The 23,018-nt window shown below is 71.3% G+C and carries 21 protein-coding genes, 1 tRNA gene and 2 pseudogenes; 11 read left to right on the forward strand and 13 right to left on the reverse strand.

All coding sequences use genetic code 11. The features are described from left to right. The first annotated feature begins 388 nt into the window (after positions 1–388). The 3 genes from VT50_RS26580 to VT50_RS26590 all read left to right on the forward strand — a co-directional run bounded on the left by VT50_RS26580 (position 389) and on the right by VT50_RS26590 (position 1,468). Positions 389–460 (forward strand) — tRNA-Val (locus VT50_RS26580). Between the two features lie 203 nt (positions 461–663). Then, positions 664–1,005: a glycoside hydrolase family protein gene (locus VT50_RS26585; protein ID WP_053048837.1), complete on the forward strand. Its 342-nt coding sequence runs from the start codon at positions 664–666 to the stop codon at positions 1,003–1,005. Further along, complete coding sequence (locus tag VT50_RS26590; RefSeq protein ID WP_075200566.1) at positions 986–1,468, forward strand: lanthionine synthetase LanC family protein; 483 nt, start codon at positions 986–988, stop codon at positions 1,466–1,468. Before VT50_RS26585 ends, VT50_RS26590 begins: the two co-directional genes overlap by 20 nt. A 365-nt stretch (positions 1,469–1,833) precedes the next feature. Here the strand turns inward: VT50_RS26590 and VT50_RS39740 are convergent, their stop codons facing one another. The 6 genes from VT50_RS39740 to VT50_RS26615 form a co-directional block, all read right to left on the reverse strand. After that, entirely contained in the window at positions 1,834–2,010 is a 177-nt protein-coding gene (locus tag VT50_RS39740; protein ID WP_167396631.1) for a hypothetical protein, read from the reverse strand. Beyond that, the gene (locus VT50_RS26595; protein ID WP_046090353.1) at positions 2,007–2,885 is read right to left on the reverse strand and encodes a Scr1 family TA system antitoxin-like transcriptional regulator; all 879 of its coding nucleotides are present in this window, start codon (positions 2,883–2,885) and stop codon (positions 2,007–2,009) included. The genes VT50_RS39740 and VT50_RS26595 overlap by 4 nt, the downstream gene beginning before the upstream one ends. Continuing rightward, the gene (locus tag VT50_RS26600) at positions 2,882–3,484 is read right to left on the reverse strand and encodes a hypothetical protein (RefSeq protein ID WP_240529320.1); all 603 of its coding nucleotides are present in this window, start codon (positions 3,482–3,484) and stop codon (positions 2,882–2,884) included. Before VT50_RS26600 ends, VT50_RS26595 begins: the two co-directional genes overlap by 4 nt. Positions 3,485–3,498: 14 nt before the next feature. Continuing rightward, positions 3,499–3,720 carry a hypothetical protein gene (locus VT50_RS26605; RefSeq protein WP_046090355.1) on the reverse strand — a complete coding sequence of 74 codons (222 nt, stop codon included), beginning with the start codon at positions 3,718–3,720 and terminating at the stop codon, positions 3,499–3,501. Between the two features lie 99 nt (positions 3,721–3,819). Beyond that, positions 3,820–5,052 carry a helix-turn-helix domain-containing protein gene (locus VT50_RS26610; RefSeq protein ID WP_240529321.1) on the reverse strand — a complete coding sequence of 411 codons (1,233 nt, stop codon included), beginning with the start codon at positions 5,050–5,052 and terminating at the stop codon, positions 3,820–3,822. Between the two features lie 154 nt (positions 5,053–5,206). Continuing rightward, positions 5,207–6,307: a phosphotransferase family protein gene (locus VT50_RS26615; protein WP_046090356.1), complete on the reverse strand. Its 1,101-nt coding sequence runs from the start codon at positions 6,305–6,307 to the stop codon at positions 5,207–5,209. A gap of 96 nt (positions 6,308–6,403) precedes the next feature. Here VT50_RS26615 and VT50_RS26620 point away from each other — a divergent pair, with 96 nt between their 5' ends. Then, a complete protein-coding gene (locus VT50_RS26620) occupies positions 6,404–9,793 on the forward strand; it encodes an ATP-binding protein (protein ID WP_046090357.1) in 3,390 nt (1,129 codons plus the stop codon). Positions 9,794–9,824: 31 nt separating this feature from the next. Here the strand turns inward: VT50_RS26620 and VT50_RS26625 are convergent, their stop codons facing one another. The 3 genes from VT50_RS26625 to VT50_RS26635 all read right to left on the reverse strand — a co-directional run bounded on the left by VT50_RS26625 (position 9,825) and on the right by VT50_RS26635 (position 12,079). Then, a complete protein-coding gene (locus tag VT50_RS26625) occupies positions 9,825–10,589 on the reverse strand; it encodes an ABC transporter permease (RefSeq protein WP_046090366.1) in 765 nt (254 codons plus the stop codon). 5 nt (positions 10,590–10,594) lie between these two features. Continuing rightward, complete coding sequence (locus tag VT50_RS26630; RefSeq protein ID WP_046090358.1) at positions 10,595–11,581, reverse strand: daunorubicin resistance protein DrrA family ABC transporter ATP-binding protein; 987 nt, start codon at positions 11,579–11,581, stop codon at positions 10,595–10,597. A 69-nt stretch (positions 11,582–11,650) separates the two neighbouring features. Continuing rightward, positions 11,651–12,079, reverse strand: a complete 429-nt coding sequence (locus VT50_RS26635) for a pyridoxamine 5'-phosphate oxidase family protein (protein ID WP_046090359.1) — start codon at positions 12,077–12,079, stop codon at positions 11,651–11,653. Between the two features lie 151 nt (positions 12,080–12,230). Here VT50_RS26635 and VT50_RS26640 point away from each other — a divergent pair. Continuing rightward, a pseudogene (locus VT50_RS26640) lies at positions 12,231–13,035 on the forward strand (aldo/keto reductase); the annotation flags it as partial. Between the two features lie 202 nt (positions 13,036–13,237). Beyond that, entirely contained in the window at positions 13,238–13,759 is a 522-nt protein-coding gene (locus VT50_RS26645; protein WP_046090360.1) for a cupin domain-containing protein, read from the forward strand. Positions 13,760–13,794: 35 nt separating this feature from the next. Here the strand turns inward: VT50_RS26645 and VT50_RS26650 are convergent, their stop codons facing one another. Beyond that, positions 13,795–14,940 (reverse strand): FAD-dependent oxidoreductase, encoded by a 1,146-nt coding sequence (locus tag VT50_RS26650; protein ID WP_046090361.1) that lies wholly within the window; start codon positions 14,938–14,940, stop codon positions 13,795–13,797. A gap of 163 nt (positions 14,941–15,103) precedes the next feature. Between VT50_RS26650 and VT50_RS26655 the strand changes: the two genes are divergently transcribed. Together VT50_RS26655 and VT50_RS26660 are read left to right on the forward strand one after the other, a co-directional pair. Continuing rightward, positions 15,104–15,883, forward strand: coding sequence for a TetR/AcrR family transcriptional regulator (locus VT50_RS26655; RefSeq protein ID WP_046090362.1), 780 nt, complete (start codon positions 15,104–15,106; stop codon positions 15,881–15,883). Between the two features lie 41 nt (positions 15,884–15,924). Then, positions 15,925–16,188: pseudogene (locus VT50_RS26660) on the forward strand (pyridoxamine 5'-phosphate oxidase family protein); the annotation flags it as partial. A 96-nt stretch (positions 16,189–16,284) separates the two neighbouring features. Here VT50_RS26660 and VT50_RS26665 read toward each other — a convergent pair. Further along, positions 16,285–16,938 carry a class I SAM-dependent methyltransferase gene (locus VT50_RS26665; protein ID WP_046090363.1) on the reverse strand — a complete coding sequence of 218 codons (654 nt, stop codon included), beginning with the start codon at positions 16,936–16,938 and terminating at the stop codon, positions 16,285–16,287. 212 nt (positions 16,939–17,150) lie between these two features. Between VT50_RS26665 and VT50_RS26670 the strand changes: the two genes are divergently transcribed. After that, positions 17,151–17,804, forward strand: a complete 654-nt coding sequence (locus tag VT50_RS26670; RefSeq protein ID WP_079343892.1) for a ClpP family protease — start codon at positions 17,151–17,153, stop codon at positions 17,802–17,804. A 1-nt stretch (position 17,805) separates the two neighbouring features. Next, the gene (locus tag VT50_RS26675) at positions 17,806–18,411 is read left to right on the forward strand and encodes a ClpP family protease (protein ID WP_046086729.1); all 606 of its coding nucleotides are present in this window, start codon (positions 17,806–17,808) and stop codon (positions 18,409–18,411) included. Between the two features lie 12 nt (positions 18,412–18,423). Here the strand turns inward: VT50_RS26675 and VT50_RS41060 are convergent, their stop codons facing one another. Beyond that, a complete protein-coding gene (locus tag VT50_RS41060; RefSeq protein WP_046086730.1) occupies positions 18,424–19,014 on the reverse strand; it encodes a helix-turn-helix domain-containing protein in 591 nt (196 codons plus the stop codon). Between the two features lie 284 nt (positions 19,015–19,298). Next, the gene (locus tag VT50_RS26685; RefSeq protein WP_240529322.1) at positions 19,299–20,309 is read right to left on the reverse strand and encodes an MASE1 domain-containing protein; all 1,011 of its coding nucleotides are present in this window, start codon (positions 20,307–20,309) and stop codon (positions 19,299–19,301) included. A 324-nt stretch (positions 20,310–20,633) separates the two neighbouring features. Between VT50_RS26685 and VT50_RS26690 the strand changes: the two genes are divergently transcribed. Further along, positions 20,634–22,859 carry an RICIN domain-containing protein gene (locus tag VT50_RS26690; RefSeq protein WP_240529323.1) on the forward strand — a complete coding sequence of 742 codons (2,226 nt, stop codon included), beginning with the start codon at positions 20,634–20,636 and terminating at the stop codon, positions 22,857–22,859. The last annotated feature ends 159 nt before the right edge of the window (positions 22,860–23,018 follow it).

The following is a 23,018-nucleotide window of genomic DNA, read 5'->3' on the forward strand; positions in this document are numbered from 1 at the left end:
ATAAGAGACAGACAGCGACCCCACCGCGACCAGCAACGGCACGGGCAGCAACACCAGCCCGAGCACGGAGGACCCACGCGAGCGCCGCCCACGGAGCCGCCCACGGAGGGGAGGGAGAGGTCGGACAAGACGGACGAACAGGCCAAAACGATCGACCGGACGACGCGGAAGACGCGGATGGCGCGCCGGACGCGCACACTCTGCAGATGACGCCGCCACTTCCCGCTCCCGATGGATCGCCCAGGTCCGAATGTCATTCTCCCACCCGACACTGACGAACACAGCGCTCGGTTCGGTTCGCGATCCGCGGACTTCTCCACCCCGGGCCCGCCCCCTCCCCACGATTGCGGCCCCACCCCGGAAACCCTGTAGGCTGACAGCCCCTCTGGGGCGCATAGCTCAGCGGTAGAGCGCTGCCCTTACAAGGCAGATGTCGGCGGTTCGAACCCGTCTGCGCCCACCCTCTCTCTACGCCTGCCTGACCCGCTGCCGCGAACAGTGCGAGGGCGAGCTCGGCGCCCGCCCCGCGGATCGATCACTGTGCGCACTCCCCGCCCGGGCGACGGGCCGTGCGCCGAAACTGCGGCAAACACTGAGGTGCGCGGAACGCCCCCATGCCTACGGTGCGTTTCGGATCGCGATCGGCCCGCTCGCGTCTCCGGCGTGACCGGCCTGGGCCGGTACTTCCTCGCCGAACCGTCCGACCCGGCAGCCGTCCGGGACGTACTGCACCACCTCGCCACCCTCACCGAACCGGTCCGTGACCCCGACCACGGAGGACGCGGCCGACTGCCCGGCTGGTTCAGCCCGCCATCGCCCCAAGCGCTGAGCGGGCCCGGCCGGGAATGGCTGCCCGACCAGGAGACCGCCATCCGTCGCCTCGCCCACTGGCTCATGAGCTGGCGCCAGGACGACGAGAACACCCGGGCCGTGGTGGCCCGGCGCGGTCTCCGCCGCACAGGAACGGGCCGCCGGACGGCCCGCGTTGCAGCGCCGATCGGGTGAGGGCCGCCCGAGTTGGTGCTACGGCACCCCGGGGATCGCCCGCGCACTGCACCTCGCGGGGGTCGCGTTGGGCGAGGAGGAGTGGATACGTGGCGCCGCCGACGCGATGCGAGAGGTCCTCGCCCGCCCTGACGGCCTGCGGGGCCTGAACGATCCCGGTCTGTGCCACGGACCGGCGGGCTTGCTCCAGGTCACCGGACGCATGGCCGAGGAGCTGGACGCCCCCGCGCTCTCCGCGCGGGCGGACGAACTCGCGGAGTGGTTGGGTGACCGCTTCACCCTCGGCTCGGTCTACGGCTTCCCCACCGTGCTGCCCGCTGCCGGTGGTTCGCGGACCCAGGACTCACCGAACCCGCTGGAGGGCGCGGCCGGGATCGCGCTGGTCCTGCACGGACGCGTCGCCCCGCCAGCCGGAGCTCCCGCCGAGGCCCCGGCCTGGGACGCGGCCCTGCTCCTGTCGTGAGGCCGCGTCGGGGATGCCTGACCGGATGCGGCAGGTCCGCACGAGGTGGTCGGCCATGTGCCGCCGCAGTTCGTCGGCGGACGGCGCGTTGGTGATGCTCACGGATGGGCCCTTTCCAGTAGGTCAGCGAGTGCTCGGGCGATGCGCTTGGGGATCTCGCACGGCTTGTACGTCAAGCTGTGCCGCCGCCACGGTCTCTTCTGTGAGGGGACTCCGGCCCCGCGGTCCTGTTTTCGGGGCCGGAGTCCCTGCCCTGTGGGCGGTGGCCGCGCCTGGGCCGCACCGACCGCAGGGTGTCTAGGGGCGGGCCGCAGCGCGCCGTCGGCCGGTACGGGGGCGCGTGGCGGGTGGCTGCCGACGGTGCCTCATCCGTCCTTCCCTGCCCGCGCCCGCCGGGCGGCCTCCTCATGGGCGCGGAGCAGCCGTTCGCCCTCCGAGCAGACAGCACCGGGGGTCCGGCAGGCCGGGCAGCCCGCCGCGTGCTCCAGGGCGGCGCGCCACTCGGTCCCGGCCACGGTCGGGTCGTTGGAGGTCGTCGTCATGGCGTCAGCTCCTCCAACAGGGGGTCGGTCTTTGGGTCCCTGGCCAGTTGCTCGAACCGCCTGCGGGCTATGTCCAGCAGTGCGGCGCTCGCCTTGAGATCCTTGGCGGTGGCGAGTCCGGCGGCGAGGCAGTCGCGCGCCGTCTGACTGTCGGCTCCGGTGGTGTAGATGGCGTTCCAGATCTCTTCGGCGAAGAGCTCTTGCCCGTGGAGGTGGAAGCGGTGCAGGGTGCCCGACGGCGGGAGGACCCCGGCTTGGAAGGGCACCACCAGGATTCGCGGGCCGTGCGGGGACTCCTGCAGGCGCTGCAGATAGGCCATCTGTGCTGCCATCGCGGCCGGGTTCGCGAACGTCCGCAGGAGCATCGCCCCGTCGAGGATGACGGTGATGTCCTGTCGGGTCTGGCCCGGGAGCACGGTGTGTGGCGGGATCCGCTGGGGTTGGGTGGCGGTGGTCAGAAGGGTCAGATGGTCCACGGGGCAGCCCATGGTCTGCACGATGCGCGGCACGGTGGCCGAGGCGTAGACGCAGATGGCGGTTGCGTGGTGTTCGCACGCGCGCAGCCGGTCCACCCAGCCTTCGGTGTTGTCGTGGATGGTGCCTGCAGCACGCTCGGGGTCTCTTGACTGCCAGTCTGTCCAGCGCGGGGCGTCGGCGATGCTGGGCCAGTCGGTCACTCCGTAGAGCCTGGCCAGTGTGGCTACCTCCTGCCAGCGGTGTCCCGCCTGGCCGGTCTCCATCCGGCTCAGTGTGCTCTCTGAGCTGCCGATCGCCTCGGCTGCTTCGGCGGCCGTGGTGCCCTTGGCCAGCCGGAGCGAGCGCAGGTAGGCACCCAGGACGAGGGCTGCGGGGCCGTGTTCGGGGGTGGTGGTCATCGGGTCCTGCCGTGATGGAGGGCACGGCGCATGGCGGCGGCCTGGGCGACGGCGTCGCGCGGGTAGTCCCGGGCATGGGTCGGGCAGGCGTAGAGGGTCGTGCTGGCGACGCTGCCGCTGTGCTCGATGGCGACGGGGACGGGCTCGTCGGTGGGGAGCTGGCAGCGGTAGCACAGCTGTCGGCCGTCCGGCTCCGGGCCGAGGACGTCATCCAGGGCCTGGCGCAGAGCGCGGATCAGGTGATGGGTGTCGGTCAGGTACCGGCCGGGGCCGAGTGGGATCCGCCAGTACGTTTGGTGGTCGGCCCTCCAGGAGGCGGGCGGTACGCCGAGGAGGGTGCCCTCGTCGGCGAGCTCGGCGAGTACGCGGACCTGGCGCATGCGCCAACTACGGGCGGTGGCCGTGGCGGTGTCGATGAGCCAGTACGTCTTGCCGTAGGTGTTGTCCTGGATGACGGCTCCGGACCGGTCGCCGAGCAGGTCCAGCGCGCGGTCGGCGACCGGGGTGGGCGCGGAGATGGCGTCCCACCATATGCCCACCGGTAACGCCTCGACGTCCTCGGTGTTCGGTGGTGCCCACGGCGGGGTTTGGGTCGTCACATCGGGCTCCGTGCTCATCGGGCAGCGGCTACCGAGATGGCACGGCCAGCGGTCGGCACGGACAGGAACTCCTGCAGCTCCGTGGCCTCAGTATGGGACAGCACCAAGTCCACATCGCCCTGGTGCTGGTCGAGGTGGAAAAGGGACAGCGGCACGTGGACCTCCCCGGTGCCGCTGTCGGTGATCACCAACGCCCCGCGGCGGGGCGATGCGTGCCACTGTGCGACGCTAGCCATAACGGCCCCTCGGTTGACGCTCTGTTAAGGAGTTGTCACCGTAGGGTGCTAGTGGATTGCGGAGGGGGACAATCTGTCCCCGCTATGTGAGCTGTCCCTCTACCCAACGGCCGTCACGCCCACTGCCTCGGCGAGCCGAGCGGCCTCTGGGCGAAGCGCCCGCGGCGCCTTACGCCATAGATCAGCGGCGACCGTGCGGGCGGACGGCGTGTAGGCGACCGTCTCAGCGCCGATCGCATGCGCGATCTTCATCACGTGCAGCGCCGCGGTACGGTCCCCACGCTGCAGGTGGCCGCGCGCCACTTCGACCCACAGGCGCGCCCGCCGCTCCTTCGAAGGCATCACGTCCGGGTCCACCTCATCCGCGAGCGAGAGCGCCTTTCCGGACGTACGCAGATCCGTGGCCACGGAGACGGCGTGGAAGTCGACGTTCGCCCGCCCGAACACTGTCGACGGGTGCACGTAGGCGGCGGGCAACGACTTGGCGACCTGGTTGCCCGCGTCCCAGTACCGCCACGCGTTGCCCTCCTGGCCCTCGCGAGCGCACGTCACCGCGGCGTGCAGCTGCAACGCGCCGTAGACCCCTCGCCAGTCCTCAGGGGCCCCGTCCAGGTGGGGGCGGAGAAGATCCGCGGCTTCGGTCGCCACCCGCAGGGCCTCGTCTGGGTAGGACGTTTCGCGCAGGATGTTGCCCATGTTCCACGCGGCGGCTGCGATGGCGGCGGGGTCGTCGGCCTGGTGGGCGGCGGCGAGCGCCCGGTCCGCCACGACCCATGCGAGTTCGGCCGGAGCTACGTATGCGGTGGCCTGGCCGGTGAGCCGGTAGACGTCGGCGAGGGCGACGTGGGCGGTACGGCGGTCGTCGCCCTCGAGCGTGCGTGCGGCGGTCTCTGCTTGGCGGATGAGGTCGGGCAGCAGCGCGCCGACTTCGGTGCGATTCCGCTCGGACGTGTGCCACAGGTGCCACGTCTGGTCAATGCGGCCCTGGAGTACGGCGACGTTGACGGGGGCTGACGGGGACGGGGCGAAACTCCGCTCCATCACCGCGCCCCAGATCTCGGGCATGGCGGGATGGTTGAGCCTGCCGAGAGGCACGGGCTGAACGACCCCAGGCGGGCCGCCGGTGAGCAGGGAAAGATCCGAGAGCTGGAGCGCGGCCGCCAGGCGCAGGAGCAGCGTATGAGACCTCAGCTCACGCTCGCCTCGCTCGATCTTCTTCAACCAGTCGGGGCCGCGTCCGCAGAGCCCTGCGAGAACGGCGCGGCTCATCCCTCGGGATTCGCGCAGGAGTTCAATGGTCTCGCCCATGCTGAGGTCTTCGGGGATTTCCACGGGTGCCCCCTCGGTGGCGTCGGTCTCGTCAGGGTACGGCCGCCGCCTCGCCCTGGGCAGGGCACTTCATGGGAGACGTGAGAGAGCCCTGTCGCGCGAACGTCAGGAGAGGCCGCGGTGAAGCGGTCGTGGCTCTGGCCGGGGGCTGGGGGACTCACTCGGGCCGTTGTGCGGGTAGTGGGCGGAGCGTGGGCCAGCGGGTGAGCATCGCGTCGCGCATGGCCGAGGCGAGCCGGCCCAGGTGCTCGAGTTCGCTGCCGTTCGTGGTCATCTGGGCGACGATCCCCAGGCGGTGGGCGAGCCGTTGCCGGGCCGTCGCCGTGCCCCACCGCCAGTCCCGGTGGGGGAGCTCGGACAGGTGGTCGGTGGTTCCCCGGTGGGCTCGCTCGACGAGTGCGTCTCCTCGGAGCAGCCAGCCCGCGCACGCGTCGGTGAGGTCGCCCTGGATGTCGGTGCCCGTCGCCTGGCGCCAGGCGGTGCGGTACGCGGCCTCCGCCGCGTTCAGCAGGGGCTGGGCCGGGGCCGTGGCGCACCAGCAGGTCGGGAAGCCGATGCGGAGGTAGGCGAGTTCCATGAGCCCATTGCCGAGCGCGGCCTGTTCGAAGTCGATGAACCTGACCCCGCTGGCGGTGTGGAGGTCGTTGCCGGGGCAGGGATCGCCGTGCAGCAGGGCATGCCCGGGCGCGTGGGCCAGGCGGTTGACGAGGGCGTCCAGTTCGGTCCGTACCGCCTCGTGCGGCTTGGTCCGCGCCCCGTCGGGCGCCGTGCGGCCGAGTGTCTGGGCCAGCCCGAGGAAGGCGTCGATGTCCTCTCTTGTGGGGCCGGACCAGGCGGGGAGTAGGCCGATGTCAGCTGGACTGGTGGCCGCGTGGAGCCGGGCCAGCGACTCGGCGTAGCCGATCACCCAGTCGTCGGCGGGCGGCTGTTCGCCCAAGTCCTCCAGGACCAGCACCCGTTCGGCGGGGTCGGTGCCGAGGAGCCTTGGTGCGACGGGCGGGTCGACCCGGGACGCGAGCCGTAACGCGGCCACCTCCCGGGCGTACCTCTCGGCGGCCTCCGGACCCTCGGTGAGCTGCTTGACCACCACGACCGCCACCGGCGTGCCGGACAGCTCGGCCCGCCACACCCGCGATCGCGGACTGCTGTCCAGCCTGCGCGCCCGGCGGGGCGAACCCAGTTCGGCCCGCAGCTTCTCCCCGAACGGCAGCTTCTCCCCGAACGGCGACTGCTCCCCGAACGGCGGCGGTGCGCACATGGCCCGATCCTCCCATGTGCGCGAGCCATCAGGCCGCCTCCTCGAGCCCATCGGCGCCCGAGGTGCCTCGCGCCGCACCCGTGGCAAAATCAGCGGGTGCGGATCGGGATGCTGGGCCCATTGGAGGTGCGCGCGGACGACGGCCGCCTGGTCGAGGTGGACGGGGCGCGGTTGCGCGGACTGCTGGCCGCCCTTGCGCTCAGGCCGGGGCAGGTGGTCCCTAAGGCGTCGCTCATCGACTGGATCTGGGGGGAGCGTCCGCCCGCCGACGCGGCGAACGCCCTGCAGCGCCTGGTGTCCCGGCTGCGGAAGGCGCTGCCGTGCGGGGTGATCGAGGGGCAGACGGACGGCTATCGGCTGATGGTGGAGCCGGACGCCGTCGATGCCGTGCGGTTCGAACGGCTCGTCGTCGCGAGTCAGGCCCGTAAGGAGGACGGGTCGGCCCCTGCCGAGGACGGGCCTGGGCAGCGGGTGCGGCTGTTGCGCGAGGGGCTTGAGCTGTGGCGCGGTGCGGCCCTGCAGGACGTCGGGCTGCGGGACAGCGCCGCCTTCGACGCCGCGGTCGTACGGCTCGAGGCGGTGCGGCTGACCGCCACCGAGGAGCGGGCCGACGCGGAGATCGCCCTCGGGCGCGGTGCGGAGCTGGTGGCGGAGCTGACCGACCTGGTGGCGGCGCATCCGGTACGGGAACGGCTCGTCGGCGCCCTGATGCGCGCCCTCGTCGCGGCCGGCCGGGACAGCGAGGCGCTGCAGGTGTACCAGCGCGCGCGGGAGGCGCTGGCCGACGCGCTGGGCGCCGACCCCGCACCGCAGCTGGCCGCGTTGCACATGGCGCTGTTGCGGGGCGAGCTCGGGCGGGGCGAGCTCGGGCGGCGCGAACCGTGGCGGCGGGAAGCGAACCGTAAGAGCAATCTGCGCGCCGAGCTGACCAGCTTCGTCGGCAGGGACGCCGATGTCGCCGCGGTCCGCGGGCTCATCGCCGAGCACCGGCTGACCACCGTGATCGGGCCCGGCGGTGGGGGAAAGACCCGGCTGGCCACGGAGACCGCGCGCACGCTGCTCGGCGAACTGCCGGACGGGGCCTGGCTGGTGGAGCTCGCCGCCATCGGCGCGGACGGGGACGTGGCACGGCTGGCCCTCGCCGGGCTGGGCCTGCGGGACGCCCTGCTCGGCGAGGCACCGAACGCCGGGCTGACGGACCCGACGGACCTGACGGACCTGACCGTCCTGACAGACCTGACAGAGCTGACCGACCTGACGGACCGGCTCATCGCCGCGGTCCGCGAGCGGGAGGCGCTGCTGATCCTGGACAACTGCGAGCATGTGATCGAGCCCGCGGCGGTGTTCGCCCACCGGGTGCTCGGGGAGTGTCGACGGCTGCGGATCCTGGCGACGAGCCGGGAACCGCTCGGCATCACCGGCGAGGCCCTGTGGCCGGTCGAGCCGCTGGCCCTGCCGGAGGGCGATGCGGGCCCGGACGAGATCGGGTCAGCGCCCGCCGTCCAACTGCTGCGGGACCGTGCCGGGGCGGTACGCCGCGGCCTCGCGGACGACGCCCACACCCTGGCCACGATGGTGCGGGTCTGCCGGGCGCTGGACGGGATGCCACTGGCGATCGAACTCGCCGCGGCCCGGTTGCGCACCATGTCCATCGAACAGCTCGCCCACCGGCTCGACGACCGGTTCCGGCTGCTGACCAGCGGCAGCCGCACCGCGCTGCCCCGGCACAAGACGCTGCGCGCGGTGGTCGACTGGAGCTGGGAGCTGCTCACCGACGCCGAACGGGCGGTGTTGCGAAGACTCTCGGTGTTCTCGGGCGGGGCGAGCCTGGAAGCCGCCGAACGGGTCTGCGCCGGCGGCGCAGTCGAGCGGGAACAGGTGCTGGAGCTGCTGACGGCGCTCGCCGAGAAGTCGCTGCTGATCGCCGAGGGTGGCAGCGCCCCGCGCTACCGCATGATCGGCACGATCAGGGAGTACGCCGGGCACCGGCTCGCGGAGGCGGGGGAGTCGGACCTGGTGCGCCGTGCGCACCTCGCCCACTTCACCGAGCTCACCGAGACCGCGGAGCCGCGGCTGCGCCGCGCCGAACAGGTGGAGTGGCTGGCCACGCTCGAGGCCGAGCACGACAACATCGGTACGGCGATGCGCGGCGCGCTCGCGGCGGGCGAGGCGTGGGAGGCGATGCGTCTCGCGGCGGGCGCGGGCTGGTACTGGTGGCTCGGCGGGCGCAGGACCGAGGGCCTGGAGCTGATCACCGCGGCCACCAGGACGCCCGGGGAGGTGCCCGATGGCGTACGGGCCACGGTGTACGCGCTGATCGTGCACTTCGTGACGTCCGGGCTGGGCGATGAGCGGCAGGCCGCTAAGTGGATCCACGAGGCGCACCGGCTCGGCCGGGGCGGCCACCACCCGGGGGTGAAGTTCATCGCGGTGCTGGAACGCATGCTGCACACGCCCGAAGCGGCCCTGACCGCGTTCGCACCACTGCTGAACGACGAGGACCCCTGGGTGCGCGCGCTGGCCCGGTGGCACATGGGCAAGATGCGGGTGGCGTTCGGACGGGACGGACAGGACGGCCGGGACGGGTGGGATGCGCGGGAGGGCCCGGACGCGCGCGACGAGCGCAACGCCCTGGTCGGCCGAGACGCGCGCGACGGGCAAAACGCCCAGGTCAGCCGGGACGCGCGTAACGCCAAGGACGCCCCCACCGCGGAGGCCCATCTGAAGGCCGCGCTCGCCGAGTTCCGGGCGCTCGGCGAGCGGTACGGGATCTCGCTCGCCCTGACCGAGCTGGCGAACCTGCTCGCCGTACGCGGCGACTTCGCCGGAGCGTGTGCGCACTACGAGCAGGCGATCGCGGTGGTCAGCGAGATCGGCGCCGCGGAGGACGTCATCCGGATGCGGTCCCGGCAGGCGCAGCTGTACTGGCTGCAGGGCGACGAGGACGCCTGCGGGGCCGCCATCGCCGAGGCGCAGCGGTGCGCGGAGCGGGTCACCTGGCCGGAGGCGCTGGCCGAGCTGGCCTTCTCGAGGGCGGAACTCGCCCGGTGGAACGGCCACGCCGAGGAGGCGCACCGGCACCTCCGCCTCGCGACGACCCTGCTGGGCGACGAGGCGGAACGGGCGGACTTCCGCGCGCTGACGCACGATCTGCTCGGCTACCTCGCCGATGACCTCGGTGAGGTGCGGGCGCACCGCGCGGCGGCCTGCGAGGCGGCGTACGAGGTGGGACACGGGCTGATGATCGCGCATGTGCTGGTCGGGGTCGCGGACCTGGCGCTGCGCCGCGGCGAGCACGGGCAGGCCGCGCGGCTGCTCGCGGCGAGCGTGGGCGTACGCGGGCTGCGGGACCGCGCCCACCCGGACCTGGCCCGGATCGAGCGGGCCGCGCGATGCCGCCTCGGCGAGGCGAAGTTCGCCGAGGCGACTCGGGACGGGACGCGCACCAGCTGGTCCCGGCTGGTCGAGGTCACGCTCGCCTCCTGAGCCGAGGTCGCGCTCGCGTTCTGCACCGAGGTCACGCTCGCCTCCTGAACGTGGCGACCGCCCATACGTACCCGACGAGCGCGAACCCGACCGACCAGCCGACGGCCGCGAACGCGTCGCCGGTCGACGGACGGCCACCCGACAGCAGTCCGCGCAGCGTCTCGATGATCGGGGTGAAGGGCTGGTACTCCGCGAACTGCCGCACCCCGGTCCCCATCGTGTCCGCGGGTACGAACGCGCTGCTCAGGAACGGCAACATGATCAGCGGCACGGTGGCCATGCCCGCCGACTCCACGGTCTTCGCGGCCAGGCCCAGGGCGACCGTGAGCCAGCTGGTCGCGAAGGCGAGCAGCAGCATCAGGCCGATCACGGCGAGCCACTGGACGAAGCTCGCATGCGGACGGAACCCAATCGCGAAGCCGACGCCGACGATGACCGCGTCGGCGATCAGACTGCGCACCGTGGTGGAGACGACATAACCGGCCAGTACGGCGCCGTGCGAGACGTCCATGGCCTTGAACCGGTTGTTGATGCCCTTCGCCATGTCGCCCTTCACAGCCGCCGCGGTCGGGCCCAGCCCGTAGGTGATGGCCATGACGGTCAGGCCGGGTACGGCGTAGTCGACATACGCGCCCGTGACCTTGAAGGCGCCGCCGAAGACGTAGACGAACATCAGCATCATCACAACGGGGAACAGGACCGCCTGGAAGACCGTGACCGGATTCCTGACCGTGTGCTTGACGTTACGGCGCAACATGATCGCCGCGTCGCCGAACGACGTCGAGAGAGTGCTCATCGTGCTCATTCCGCGATCGCCTCCGTGGTTGCCCGAGCGGCCCGTGAGTCCTGTGTGGCGGCCTGTGTGGGGTGCGTGGCGTGACCGGTCAGGGCGAAGAAGACGTCATCGAGGTCCGGTGTGTGCACCGAGAACTCTTGCGCGGTGATCGCCTGTTGATCGAGCTTGTCCAGCAGGGCCCGCAGCGACGTCGAGTCACCGTTGCTGGGAACGCGCAGGGTCAGCTCCTGGTCGTCCCGCGTGGACCCGGGCAGGGCCCCGGCCGCCGCGTCGAGCTCCCGGAGACCGGCGAACCGCAGCCGGACATGGGTGCCGGGCACCTGGCGCTTGAGTTCGTCGGGAGTGCCCTGGGCGACCAGGCGGCCCCGGTCGAGCACTGCGATCCGGTCGGCCAGCTGGTCGGCCTCGTCGAGGTACTGGGTGGTGAGGAAGATGGTCGTGCCGTCCGCCACCAGCTCCCGGACGATCCCCCACATCGCCCGTCTGCTGCGCGGGTCGAGACCGGTCGTCGGCTCGTCCAGGAAGATGATCCGCGGATTGCCGACCAGCGTCATCGCCAGGTCCAGCTTCCGGCGCATACCGCCGGAGTAGGTCGCCGCCATCCTGTCCGCCGACTCGGTCAGGTCGAACCGCTCCAGCAGCCGCGCGACCACCTGACCGCCGGAGCGCACCCGCTTCAGGTCCGCCATCAGCCGCAGGTTCTCCCGGCCCGACAGCAGATCGTCCACGGCGGCGAACTGACCGGTCACGCCGATGACCGCGCGTACCTCCTTGATCCCGGTCAGCACGTCGTGCCCGGCGACGCGCACCGCCCCGGCGTCGGCCCTCATCAGTGTCGTCAGGACGTGCACCGTCGTCGTCTTGCCTGCCCCGTTCGGGCCGAGCAGGGAGAAGACCGATCCCGTGGGGACCTCGAAGTCGATGCCGTCGAGCACGACATTGTCGCCATATGCCTTGCGCAGCCCGGAAACTGCGATCGCCGAACTCTTCATGCCCAAGACGGTCCCGGCCGGGCCTGACACCGGCCTGTCACGCCCCTGACACGATCCCTGACATGGACATCAATAGGCGAAGCGACTCACGGTCTCCGGGTGGATGACGAGACGAATCTGCTCGGTGGCGAGGATCCCGGCGAGGTCATCGGCGCGGGCCGGGTCGTCGAGGTCCCAGTAGCGGGCGGCCAGCCGGGCGCACAACTCATGCGCCCCGTCCGGCTCCACCGTGGTCCGGCCCGCGATCGACAGCCAGCGCTCGCGTTCCCCCACGGGGGCCGCGACGACGATCGAGGCGCGGGGGTCGCGGCGCAGCCGCCGCACCTTGACCGAGTCCGGGGCCGTGAACAGCTGGATCGTGCCCTCGGCGGTGGCCTCGAACCACACCGGCCGGGGCTGTGGCGGCACCGGCCCCTCGGCCACGGACAGAAACCCGTGCAGGGGGCGGCGCAGGAACTCGAGGTCCTGGGCGGTCAGCGAACTGCTGTCGTTGCTCATGACGCCGATTGAACACGGCCGAGTCGGACGACCCCGGAAGTGAAGAGCCGGATGACCCGTGTATTCGTCTAAACTCACTGAGGTGGACGGCGTTCAAACGGGTCTGGGGCATTGCCCCAGGCGATTTCCGCCGCGCCGCTGCCACCCCCGCGGCGGCAACTTCATCGACACCGCCAGCACCTACACCAATGGCAGTTCCGAGCGGCTGCTGGGCGAATTCACCCGTGACCACCGCAACCGCGAAGGCCTGGTGCTCGCGACGAAATATACGACGCTGCGCAGGCCGGGCGATCCAAATTCCGGGGGGTCCGCACCGCAAGAGCCTCTTCGCATCGGTGGAAGCCGGTCTGCGACAGCTGAATACGGACTATATCGATCTGCTCCATCTGCACCTGTGGGATTTCACGACACCGGTCGAGGAGATCTTGCGCGGCATGGACGATCTGGTCCGGCACAACCTGATCGAGCGCACCGGGGAACGTGACCTGATCCCGATGGCCCATGAGCTGGGGCTGGGGGTGATCCCGTGGTCGCCGCTGGCCGGTGGGGTGCTCACCGGCAAGTACAGCCGCGACGACCTGACCGAGGCGAACGTCGCATCCGACGACGGCACCCGTAAGAGCTTCAACTTCGCCCTGGGTACGCTCACCGAACGTAACCTCGCCATCGCCGATGTCGTGAAGGAGGTCGCCGCGGAGCTGGGCCGCACACCCGCCCAGGTCGGGCTGGCCTGGACGCTGCGGAACCCGGGCGTGACGGCACCGATCATCGGCGCCCGTACCCCCGCGCAGCTGGAGGACAATCTGGGCGCCCTGGAGTTCGACTTCACCGCCTCCCAACTGGCCCGCCTCAACGAGGCCAGCGCGATCGCGCTCGGCTTCCCGCATGACATGCTCGCCCGCGACTCGACCCGCGCGCTGACCCGCGGCGACGTGAGGCTCGAACCCCGCCGCTGACGCCCGGACCCAGGCGTCGTATTTCGCGACCTCGGCGTTTTCGCGGCGCGACCTAGGTCCCCAGCCCTCCGCCCGGGACGACCCGAGATCATTCGCGAGAGCGATGCCGCGTTCCCGGGGCGGGAGCCACCATGCTGGTGGAGACCTGCGCTGAGAAGAAGCCGAGAAGAAGACCAGAAGAAGACCAGAAGAGGAGTGCGTCATGTCGCATCCGGAATTCCTCGAATACCCGGAGCCCCGCTACCACGGCGACAAGGGCGAGGTGAGCGCGGCCTTTCGCCCGGCCAGTACGCCGCCCGACATCTCCTCACCCAGCGGCAGCTTTACGCACTACCTCGCCACCGCTGAGTCGACCGGCGGCGAATTCGGCCTGTACAAGATGGAGTTGCCAGGGCACTCCGCCGGAGCGAAGACGCACTTCCACAAGGGCATTTCGGAGTCCTTCTACATCCTCTCCGGCGAGTTGGAGCTCTACAACGGCGAGAAGTGGGTCAAGGGCCGCGAGGGCGATTTCCTCTACGTACCGGTCGGCGCACTGCACGCCTTCAAGAACGCGACCGACGAGCTCATGTCCATGCTGCTGCTCTTCTCCCCGGGCGCCCCGCGCGAGGAGTACTTCGAGCGGGTCGCGGAGATGTCAAAGCGCGGTGGCGAGGAGCTGAAGGATTTCCGGATCCGGCATGACAGCTACTTCGTGGAGGATTTCGAGCCCGAGGGGGAGTAGGGAGGAGGGGGAGACCGCAGCCGGGGTCCACCGGGTCATTGGGCCTGCTCCTGCCCGAAGAACTCGCTGAACATGCCGACCAGGTTGTGCGGCGCGTCATCGCCGAACATGAGCTCGTCGCTGCCGATGCCTTCGGCGGCGACCTCGGCGCTGCGGGGGAACATGGCCCGCTCGTACTCGGCGAGCGCGGCCTCCACGTCGTCGGGGTGCGCGGCGAGGGCCGTGCCGAGTTCTGCGCCGTCGAGCATGGCCAGATTGGCGCCTTCGCCGTTCGGGGCCGTGAGGTGGGCGGCATCGCCGACCAGGGTCACCCCCGGCACCCGGTCCCACCGGTGGTCGATCGGCAGGGCGTAGTGGGGGCGCAGGACCAGCGGGGTGTCGCCGTCGGTGACCAGCGCGGTGAGCTCCGGTGCCCAGCCGTCGAATTCCCGCGCGATCCGGGCGGTGGCCGCGGCGGCGTCGGTGAAGTCGATCGCGGCGAACCAGTCCCGCGGCCGGGGGAGCAGTACGTAGGTGTGCAGGGTGTCGCCGCTTTCCCGGTGCGCGTGGATCGCCCTGCCCGGCGCGTGCGCCATCATCGACCCGCCGCCGACCGCCTTCGCGGCGGCGGGGTGCCGGGTGTCGGCGTCGTACAGGTACGTCTCGACGAACGACACGCCGGTGTACTCGGGTACGGCGGCGGACAGCAGCGGCCGGATCCGTGACCACGCGCCGTCCGCGCCGACCAGCGCACTCGTGACGACGGCGCTGCCGCCGTCGGCGAACGTCACCTCATGACGGCCCTCGCCGAGGGCACGGGCCCCGCTGACCTTGTGGCCCCACCGGACGGTGCCGTCCGGGAGCGAGTCGAGCAACATCTGCCGCAGCTCGGCGCGCTGCACCTCGGGGCGTCCTCCCGTGCCGTCGTCGGCCTTGTCGAACAGGACGGTCCCTTCCCGGTCGAGGGCCCGCATCGCCTGGCGGCCCTCCAGCACGAGACCGCGGAACTCGTCCATCAGGTCGGCGGCCCGCACGGCCAGTTGGCCGTTGTAGTCATGGATGTCCAGCATCCCGCCCTGCGAGCGCGCCATCGGGGAGGCCTCCGCCTCGTAGACGGTGGCCGGAATGCCGTGGACGTGCAGGACGCGGGCGAGCGTGAGGCCGCCGAGTCCGGCGCCGACGATCGTGACGGGAGTGCGCATCGTGACTCCTCTGCCGGGGATCCCTCGGATCCTTCGGAATCGAGACCGCCCGGTACCAGTCCGGCCAACCTCGCGGGTATGTCGCTCCAGCTTTGGAACGCCGCTCCATGATGGAACGTCGCTCCATGGTGGAACAATGCTCCAGTCATGTCAAAATGGCGGCATGGCAACAGCACGGACCCGCCGGTCACCACGGCGCACCGATGCGCTCTCCCGGGAGCGCATCGTCGAGGCCGCCGTCGAACTGCTCGATACGGCGGGCGAGGGCGGACTGACCTTCCGGGCGCTGACCGAGCGTCTTGCCACCGGCCCCGGGGCGATCTATTGGCATGTGGCGAACAAGGACGAGCTGCTGGACGCCGCGACCGACGCGGTCGTCGCCGCGGCACTGGCGGCCGAGTGCCTCGAGCCGCCCAAGCCCACCAAGCGGGCCGACCCAACCAAACCCACCAAGCCCGCCGAATCCCCGGACTCGCCGCAGGACAAGATCCGCGCCATCGCGTTCGGCCTGTTCGACGCGATCGAGGACCACCCGTGGCTCCCCACGCAACTCGCCCTCCAGCTCTCCCGCAGCCCCTGGGGTTCGGTGACGCCGCGGATCTTCGAAAGCGTCGGCCGACAGGTGCGCGCGCTGGGCGTGCCCGAGGGCCACTGGTTCACGGCGGCCTCGGCGCTGGTGCACTACATCCTCGGCGCCGCGGGCCAGAACGCCGCGAACAACGCGAGCGCCCGCACCCTCGCGCCCGGCGTGGACCGCGCCCAATTCCTGGACGCCGCGTCGAAGGCATGGCAAGAACTCGATCCCGACGACTACCCGTTCATCCATGCCGTCGCGGCCCAGATGCGCGAGCACGACGACCGCGAGCAGTTCCTGGCCGGGATCGATGTCGTCCTCACCGGCATCACCGCCCTCCACCTGCCCGGCGAACGGGGCCGCACCTGACCCAGGTGTTGCTCGGAAGCCGAGGGGACCATCGGTCGCTGCTCCGCAAGGAGCCGCGCGTGCGCCTGTCCCTACCGGACACCTTCGACGTGGTCCTCCTCCAGGGCGAGGCCGAGTGCTTCCCGGACCAACACGTGCCCGGAGCCGCGGCGAAGGCGTTGGCCGACAAGTTCGGGTGGGACCCACGCGCGGAAGAGGGCTCCTTCCTGTGTATACGCGTGGCCCCGAGGACTGTGCGCGCTTGGCGCGACGAGCCGGAACTCACCGGGGGAGTCATCATGCGCGACGGGACATGGCTGGAATAACGGCCGTCCCTCGCCCGCGACTCCATGGCCCGGCACGGATCCCCCGGACCGGCAGGCGCGTCAGAAGGGGCGGACTCGCCGCAGGAAGCTGGCATGTCAGGGCGTTTCGGGTTTGTGGGCCAGGAGGCAGGCGTGGGGTCTTCGCACGCGTCCGCCGGGCTCCTGCTCCAGTCGGGCGGTGACGACGAGTCCGGCCCGGCGCAGGAGGTCGGTCAGGTGGTCCAGGGGCAGGAGGTGTGACTCGTAGGTCACTGGAAGGCCATAGCCGTGGGTCGGCCGCAGCCGTTCATCGCCGACGTAGTCTCCCCAGAGCAGGAAGCCGCCGGGTGCGAGTGTGCGGTGGAATTCGGCGAACACCGTCGGCAGCCAGCGCGGGGGCGTGTGGTGGGTGGAGTACCAGGCCAGGATGCCGCCGAGCTCGGCGCCTCCCGTTTCCAGCGCGGTCATGGAGCCCTCGGTGAACCGCAGGTCCGGATAGGCGTGGCGGGCCAGCCCGATCATCTTCGGTGACAGATCGACGCCGAAGGCGGACACCCCCAGCCCGGTCAGGTGGGCCGTTACGCGGCCGGGGCCGCACCCCAAGTCCGCGACCGGTCCCCGACCGGCCGTCCGCACGAGTTCGGCGAACCCCGCCAGCATCGCGCGGGACAACGGGTCCATCTCGGCTGGAGGCGGGACGCGTTCGACGTACTCGGTGGCGACCATGTCGTACGACTCCCGGACAGCGGTCAGAAAGGAGGGCTCGGCCATCCGGGCGACCCTAGGCCAGACGACTGACAGGCCGTGGCGGGACCTTTGCCTCGGGAGCGGCGGGACGCCCCCGCGAGACCGCCCCCGCGCCGCGGAGCGATCTGCCGTGGGCGAATCTGCTGCGGGCCGAGATTCCTTACCGGACAAGCGAATTGGGTCGATGGTGAAAGGACCGCGGCGATGCGGATCGCGGTTATTCACAGGGAGGTCCGATGGGAACATTCGCCACCGGCTGGGAACCGGCCATGAGCCCGCGCGCCACGGAGGGGGATACGGCACCCACGCGGTTCGACGATCACCTGGCCGCGCAGCTGCTGACCCAGCGCATCGTCTTTCTCGGCACACAGGTGGACGAGGTGTCCGCGAACCGGGTGTGTGCGCAGATGCTGCTGCTGTCGGCCGAGGATCCGCGGTCGGACATCAGCCTCTACGTCAACAGCCCGGGCGGCTCCGTGACGGCGGGGCTGGCGATCTACGACACGATGCGGCTGATTCCGAACGACGTCTCCACGCTGGTCATGGGATTCGCCGCGAGCATGGGGCAGTTTCTGCTCACCGTGGGCACGATGGGAAAGCGCTACGCGCTGCCGAATTCCCGCATCATGATGCACCAGCCGTCGGCCGGTATCGGCGGGAGCACCGCCGATATCGCGATTCAGGCCGAGAACTTGGAATTCATGAAGCGGTCGATCGAGCGGATCACAGCGGAGCACACCGGCCAGAGCGTGGAGACCATTTCGCGCGACGGCGACCGCGACCGGTGGTTCACACCGGAGCAGGCGAAGGAGTACGGAATGGTCGACCGGGTCGTGGAGTCGCTGGCGGACGTACGGCCCGCCGGGGCGCGGCGCAGGATGGGGATCTGACATGGGGCAGTACACGATTCCGACGGTCGTCGAGCGCACCACCCAGGGGGAGCGGGCGTACGACATCTACAGCAGGCTGCTGTCCGAGCGGATCATCTTCCTCGGTACGGAGATCGACGACGGCGTCGCCAACGTCGTCATCGCGCAACTGCTCCACCTCGAATCGTCGAGCCCGGAGCAGGAGGTCTCGATCTACATCAACTCACCGGGCGGCTCCTTCACCTCGCTGATGGCGATCTACGACACGATGACGTTCGTGTCCGCCCCCATCTCCACGTTCTGCGTGGGGCAGGCGGCCTCGACCGCGGCGGTGCTGCTGGCCGGGGGCGACCCCGGGCGGCGGTTCGTGCTGGAGCACGCCCGGGTGCTGCTGGGGCAGCCGGTGAGCGGCGGTCAGCAGGGGACGGTCTCGGACCTCAGCCTGCAGGCCAAGGAGATGCTACGGATCCGCTCGCAGGTCGAGGAGGTGCTGGTACGCCACACCCCCCACGACGCCGCCACGCTCCGCGCCGATATGGACCGCGACAAGGTCTTCACGGCGGAGGAGGCGGTGGCGTACGGGCTCGCCGATGAGGTGCTGAGCCGGCGGATGGCCCGGGCCTTCTGAGGGCTCGGCGCCTCAGGCGGCCAGGCGTACGTCGCCCTGCCGCCCCGCGTGCCGCGCCCCCGGTGCCCCGCGGCCCACGACGGACGTGGCGGAGGTGGCGGACGTGGCAGACGTGACGGACGTGAGGGACGTGACCGACACCGCCGCGCCGCCGCGCCGCCGAGCGCCGGAGACGAGCCGGATCAGCTCGCCCTGGGCCATCGCGAGAAGGTCGGCCAGACCGAGGCCAAGCGCGCGGGCGGCGGCGGCCAGGACCTCGGACGACGCCTCCTTGCGGCCCCGTTCGAGCTCGGAGAGGTACGGCATCGAGATCCGGGCCGCCTCGGCCACGTCCTTGAGCGTGCGCTGCTGGGCAAGGCGCTCGCGGCGCAGCACGCCACCGACGACATCCCGCCACAGGGGCTCCTTCACCGGCTCCCGGCCGGGCTGCTCCGGTCCGCCGGGTCCGCCGGGTCCGCCGGGTCCACCCGGGCCAGCCGGAGCGGCGGGGGCCGCCGGGGCGGGGGCTCCGGCCCTGGCGGTGGCTCCCGCCCGGGGCGCCGGGTCCGCGGTGGCCGGACGCAGGGGAATGACGCGGGCTCGGTTCGACGCGTGGCTGCTCACCCCCTCAGGGTAGGAGCGTGGCGCCCGACGGGAAGGGGACAACGTTCTGCCCTTGGCGAATCGCTCATGCGTTCGACCGGGGGCGGGGTGGTGCAAACCGGCCGCACACACCCCGCGCATCCCCGGCGGGGAGCCCCGTTGTCAGTGCCGGGCCCTAGCGTATGACCGTCCTTATTCACGCTTGCTGGGCTGCTCGCGTAACTCGGACACGGCGGGGGCCGGGCCCAACAGCGCGGGTCCGGCCCCCGGCGGAATGACGGTTCGACCGGTCGGCGGACGGCCCGCTAGCGCCGGTCCGGGGAGTGGTCGCCCCCGGGTGGGCGGGGCTCGTCGGGGGTCAGTCGGAAGACCACGTCGGCCAGTTGGGCGCAGACGCGTTCGATCTGGCGGCGGGTGGCATTGCGTTCGGCGATGATCGCGGACAGCAGCAGGGCGGTCAGGGCCGTCGAGCCGTTGAACGCCTGGAGGATGACCATCTGGGCCGGGAACGAATGGTGTGAGAACGGGCCGGTGTCCTCCGCCGTCGAGGCGATCGCGAGGAGCGTGACGATGAGCGAGCACGGGGCGGCGCCCGCGAGCTGGAAGCGCAGGGCGGCCCAGATCAGAAAGGGGAAGACCAGGAAGAGCAGGCTGACCTCCGCCCGCATGGCCACCAGCGCGACGGCCGCGGTGCCCAGCAGCAGGGCCGTCGCCTCCAGCAGCCGGTACGGGCCGACGCCGCGCGGGAGCCGGGCGCGGCGCAGCACCAGCAGTACGGGGGTGACCACCAGGACGCCCATCGCGTCGCCCGTCCACCACACCGACCAGGCGGTCCAGGAGTCACCCGCCGCGAGCGCGCCCGACAGCAGCAGCGCTGCGGTGCCCACCGTGGCGCTGATCAGCATGCCCGCCAGGGCGCCGAGGAAGACCAGCACCAGCGCGTCCCGCAGCCGGTCCACGGCGGGCCGGAAGCCCACGCGCCGCAGCAGCAGGTAGGAGCAGAACGGGGCGAGGGTGTTGCCCGCCACGATCATGAGGACCGCCAGGGGCGACGGGCCGATGGGGGCGTTGACCGCGACGGCGCCGAGGGCGATGCCCGGCCAGGCCATCGGGCCCAGCACCAGCAGACAGGCCAGGGCGATGCCGGTCGGCGGCCACAGCGGGGTGACCTGATCGCGCACCAGCTCCTGGAGCAGCCCGACCCTGGCGCCCGCGTAGTAGAGGGCGGCGACGGCCACGAGCCGCAGCGCGGTGGCGCCGTTGCGCCGGAGGCCGTTGTTCTTCCGGATGCCCATATCGCGCGCCACAGCCGCCATGAGACTACGGGCGCCCTCGGGCGGTGCGGCTGACACGCGGCCACCGGTGTCCCGCTCGCCCGTACGCAGCACGGGCGGCCCCTGGACGCACGGCCCCGTACCCGGCACGGCCGCGCCCGTACGTACGACTCGGCCCAGCACGATTTCACGGCTTGGCTTAAGGCGCGTATTGACACCGGAATCCCCTGGTCATACCGTCCTCAAAGCCGCGGTACAGACCAACCAACTCGCCCATGACGAGGGTCAGTTGGCAGGCGTTCGCGGCGGCCGCCCTGTGACCGCACCGGGGCGCCCTTCCCCACCCCACGAGGAGAGGCTTCCGCGATGCGAAGACCAAGAGCCCCCAGACCCTCAAGAGCCCCCAGAGCCCGCAAACCCCGGAGAACCGCGCTGCTGGCCGTCTTCGCCCTGCTCACCGCCGTCTGCGGGGCCCTGGCGACGGCCCCCGGAGCGAGCGCCAAGGCCGCGGCACTGCCGACGGGCTGGGCCACCGCCGTCAACAAGGGCAGCGGCAAGTGCGTGGACGCGCGCGGCGCGGCGACGGTGAACGGCACCGCCGTCCAGCAGTACGCGTGCAACAACTCGGCCGCCCAGCTGTGGAAGTTCGAGGCCACGGGCGGCGGCTACGTCCGCGTCGACAACCGCAACGACGCCGCCCAGGCGTGGGACGTGACGGATGTGTCCACCGCCGATGGCGCCGCCGTCCAGCTGTGGACCTACGGCGGCGGCGACAACCAGCAGTGGCAGGCCGTGGACGAGGGCGGCGGGGCGTATCACTTCGTCAACCGGCACAGCGGCAAGTGCCTCGATGTGCCCGGCGCCGCCACCCAGGACGGGACGCAGCTCCAGCAGTACGCCTGCAACGGCAGTGCCGCCCAGTCCTTCCAGGTGGCCGAGGTCCCCGGCGACCCGGGCGGCCCCGACCTCGGCCCGAACGTCGCCGTCTTCGATCCGACGATGCCCGCGTCGACCATTCAGGGCCGGCTGAACTCCATCTTCCAACAGCAGGAGCGGAACCAGTTCGGCTCCAGCCGCTACGCGGTGCTCTTCAAGCCGGGCACCTACAGCGCCGACGTCAACGTGGGCTTCTACACCCAGGTGCTGGGCCTGGGGATGTCACCGGACGATGTGACCATCAACGGTGCGGTGCACGCCGAGGCCGACTGGTTCCAGGGGAACGCCACCCAGAACTTCTGGCGCGGCGCGGAGAACCTGTCGGTGACCCCCGCCTCGGGCACCGACCGCTGGGCGGTCTCCCAGGCCGCGCCGTACCGCCGGATGCATGTCCGCGGTTCGCTCCAGCTCGATGACGGCGGCTGGTCCAGCGGCGGATTCATGGCCGACACGAAGATCGACGGCCAGGTGCGCTCCGGCTCGCAGCAGCAGTGGCTCTCCCGGAACACCCAGTGGGGGAGCTGGTCCGGGTCCAACTGGAACATGGTGTTCGTGGGGGCCGTCAACGCGCCCTCGGGGAACTTCCCCAATCCGCCCTTCACGGTGGTGAACCAGACCCCGACCGTCCGGGAGAAGCCGTTCCTCTACGTGGACCAGGCGGGCGCCTACCGGGTCTTCGTGCCCGCGACGCGGTCGAATTCCCAGGGCACCACCTGGGCCGGTGGCGCCCCGGCGGGGTCGTCGCTGCCCATCGACCAGTTCTTCATCGCCAAGCCCGGGGTCTCCGCGGCGGCCATCAACGCCGCGCTCGCCCAGGGCAAGCACCTGCTGTTCACCCCGGGCGTCTACCACCTGGGCGAGACGCTGAAGGTGACCCGGCCCGACACGGTCGTCCTCGGCCTCGGGCTCGCCACCCTCGTCCCCGACAACGGCGTGACCGCGATGTCGGTCGCCGACGTCGACGGCGTCAAGGTCGCGGGGCTGCTCTTCGACGCCGGTACGGTGAACTCCGCCACGCTGATGGAGGTGGGCCCGGGCGGGGCCGCCGCGCGGCACGCGGCGAACCCGACCTCCCTGCACGATGTGTTCTTCCGGGTCGGCGGGGCCGGGGTCGGCAAGGCGTCCAGGAGCCTGGTGGTCAACAGCTCGAACGTGATCGGCGACCATCTGTGGATCTGGCGGGCCGACCACGGTGACGGCGTCGGCTGGAACGCCAACACCGCCGCCAACGGCCTGACCGTCAACGGCGACGACGTCACCATGTACGGCCTGTTCGTCGAGCACTACCAGCAGTACCAGACGATCTGGAACGGCAACGGCGGCCGGACGTACTTCTACCAGAACGAAATGCCCTATGACCCGCCCAACCAGGGCGCCTGGACGAACGGGAACACCCAGGGCTACGCCGCCTACAAGGTGGGGCCGAACGTCACCAGCCACGAGGCGTGGGGCCTCGGCAGCTACTGCTACTTCAATGTGAATCCCGGTGTGGTCGCGGCCCGTGCCTTCGAGGTCCCCGACACCCCGGGCGTCCGCTTCCACCACATGGTCACCGTGTCCCTCGGCGGCACCGGCACCATCAGCCATGTCATCAACAACACGGGCGGGCCATCCAATTCCGGCAGCAATGTGGCGAACCTCGTGAACTATCCGTAGCACCCTGCGCCACACGGACGACCACGCGCCCGCGATGCGCCCCCTTCCCGGGGCGTATCGCGGGCACGCATATGCGCATCGGGCTTGCCCACCCGAAGCGGGAGACGTCACCGTTGTCCCCCACGGGCACGCGCCGCGCGCCCGTATTCGACTGGGACC

The sequence above is a fragment of the Streptomyces antioxidans genome, from assembly GCF_000968685.2.
GTDB classification, from domain to species: domain Bacteria; phylum Actinomycetota; class Actinomycetes; order Streptomycetales; family Streptomycetaceae; genus Streptomyces; species Streptomyces antioxidans.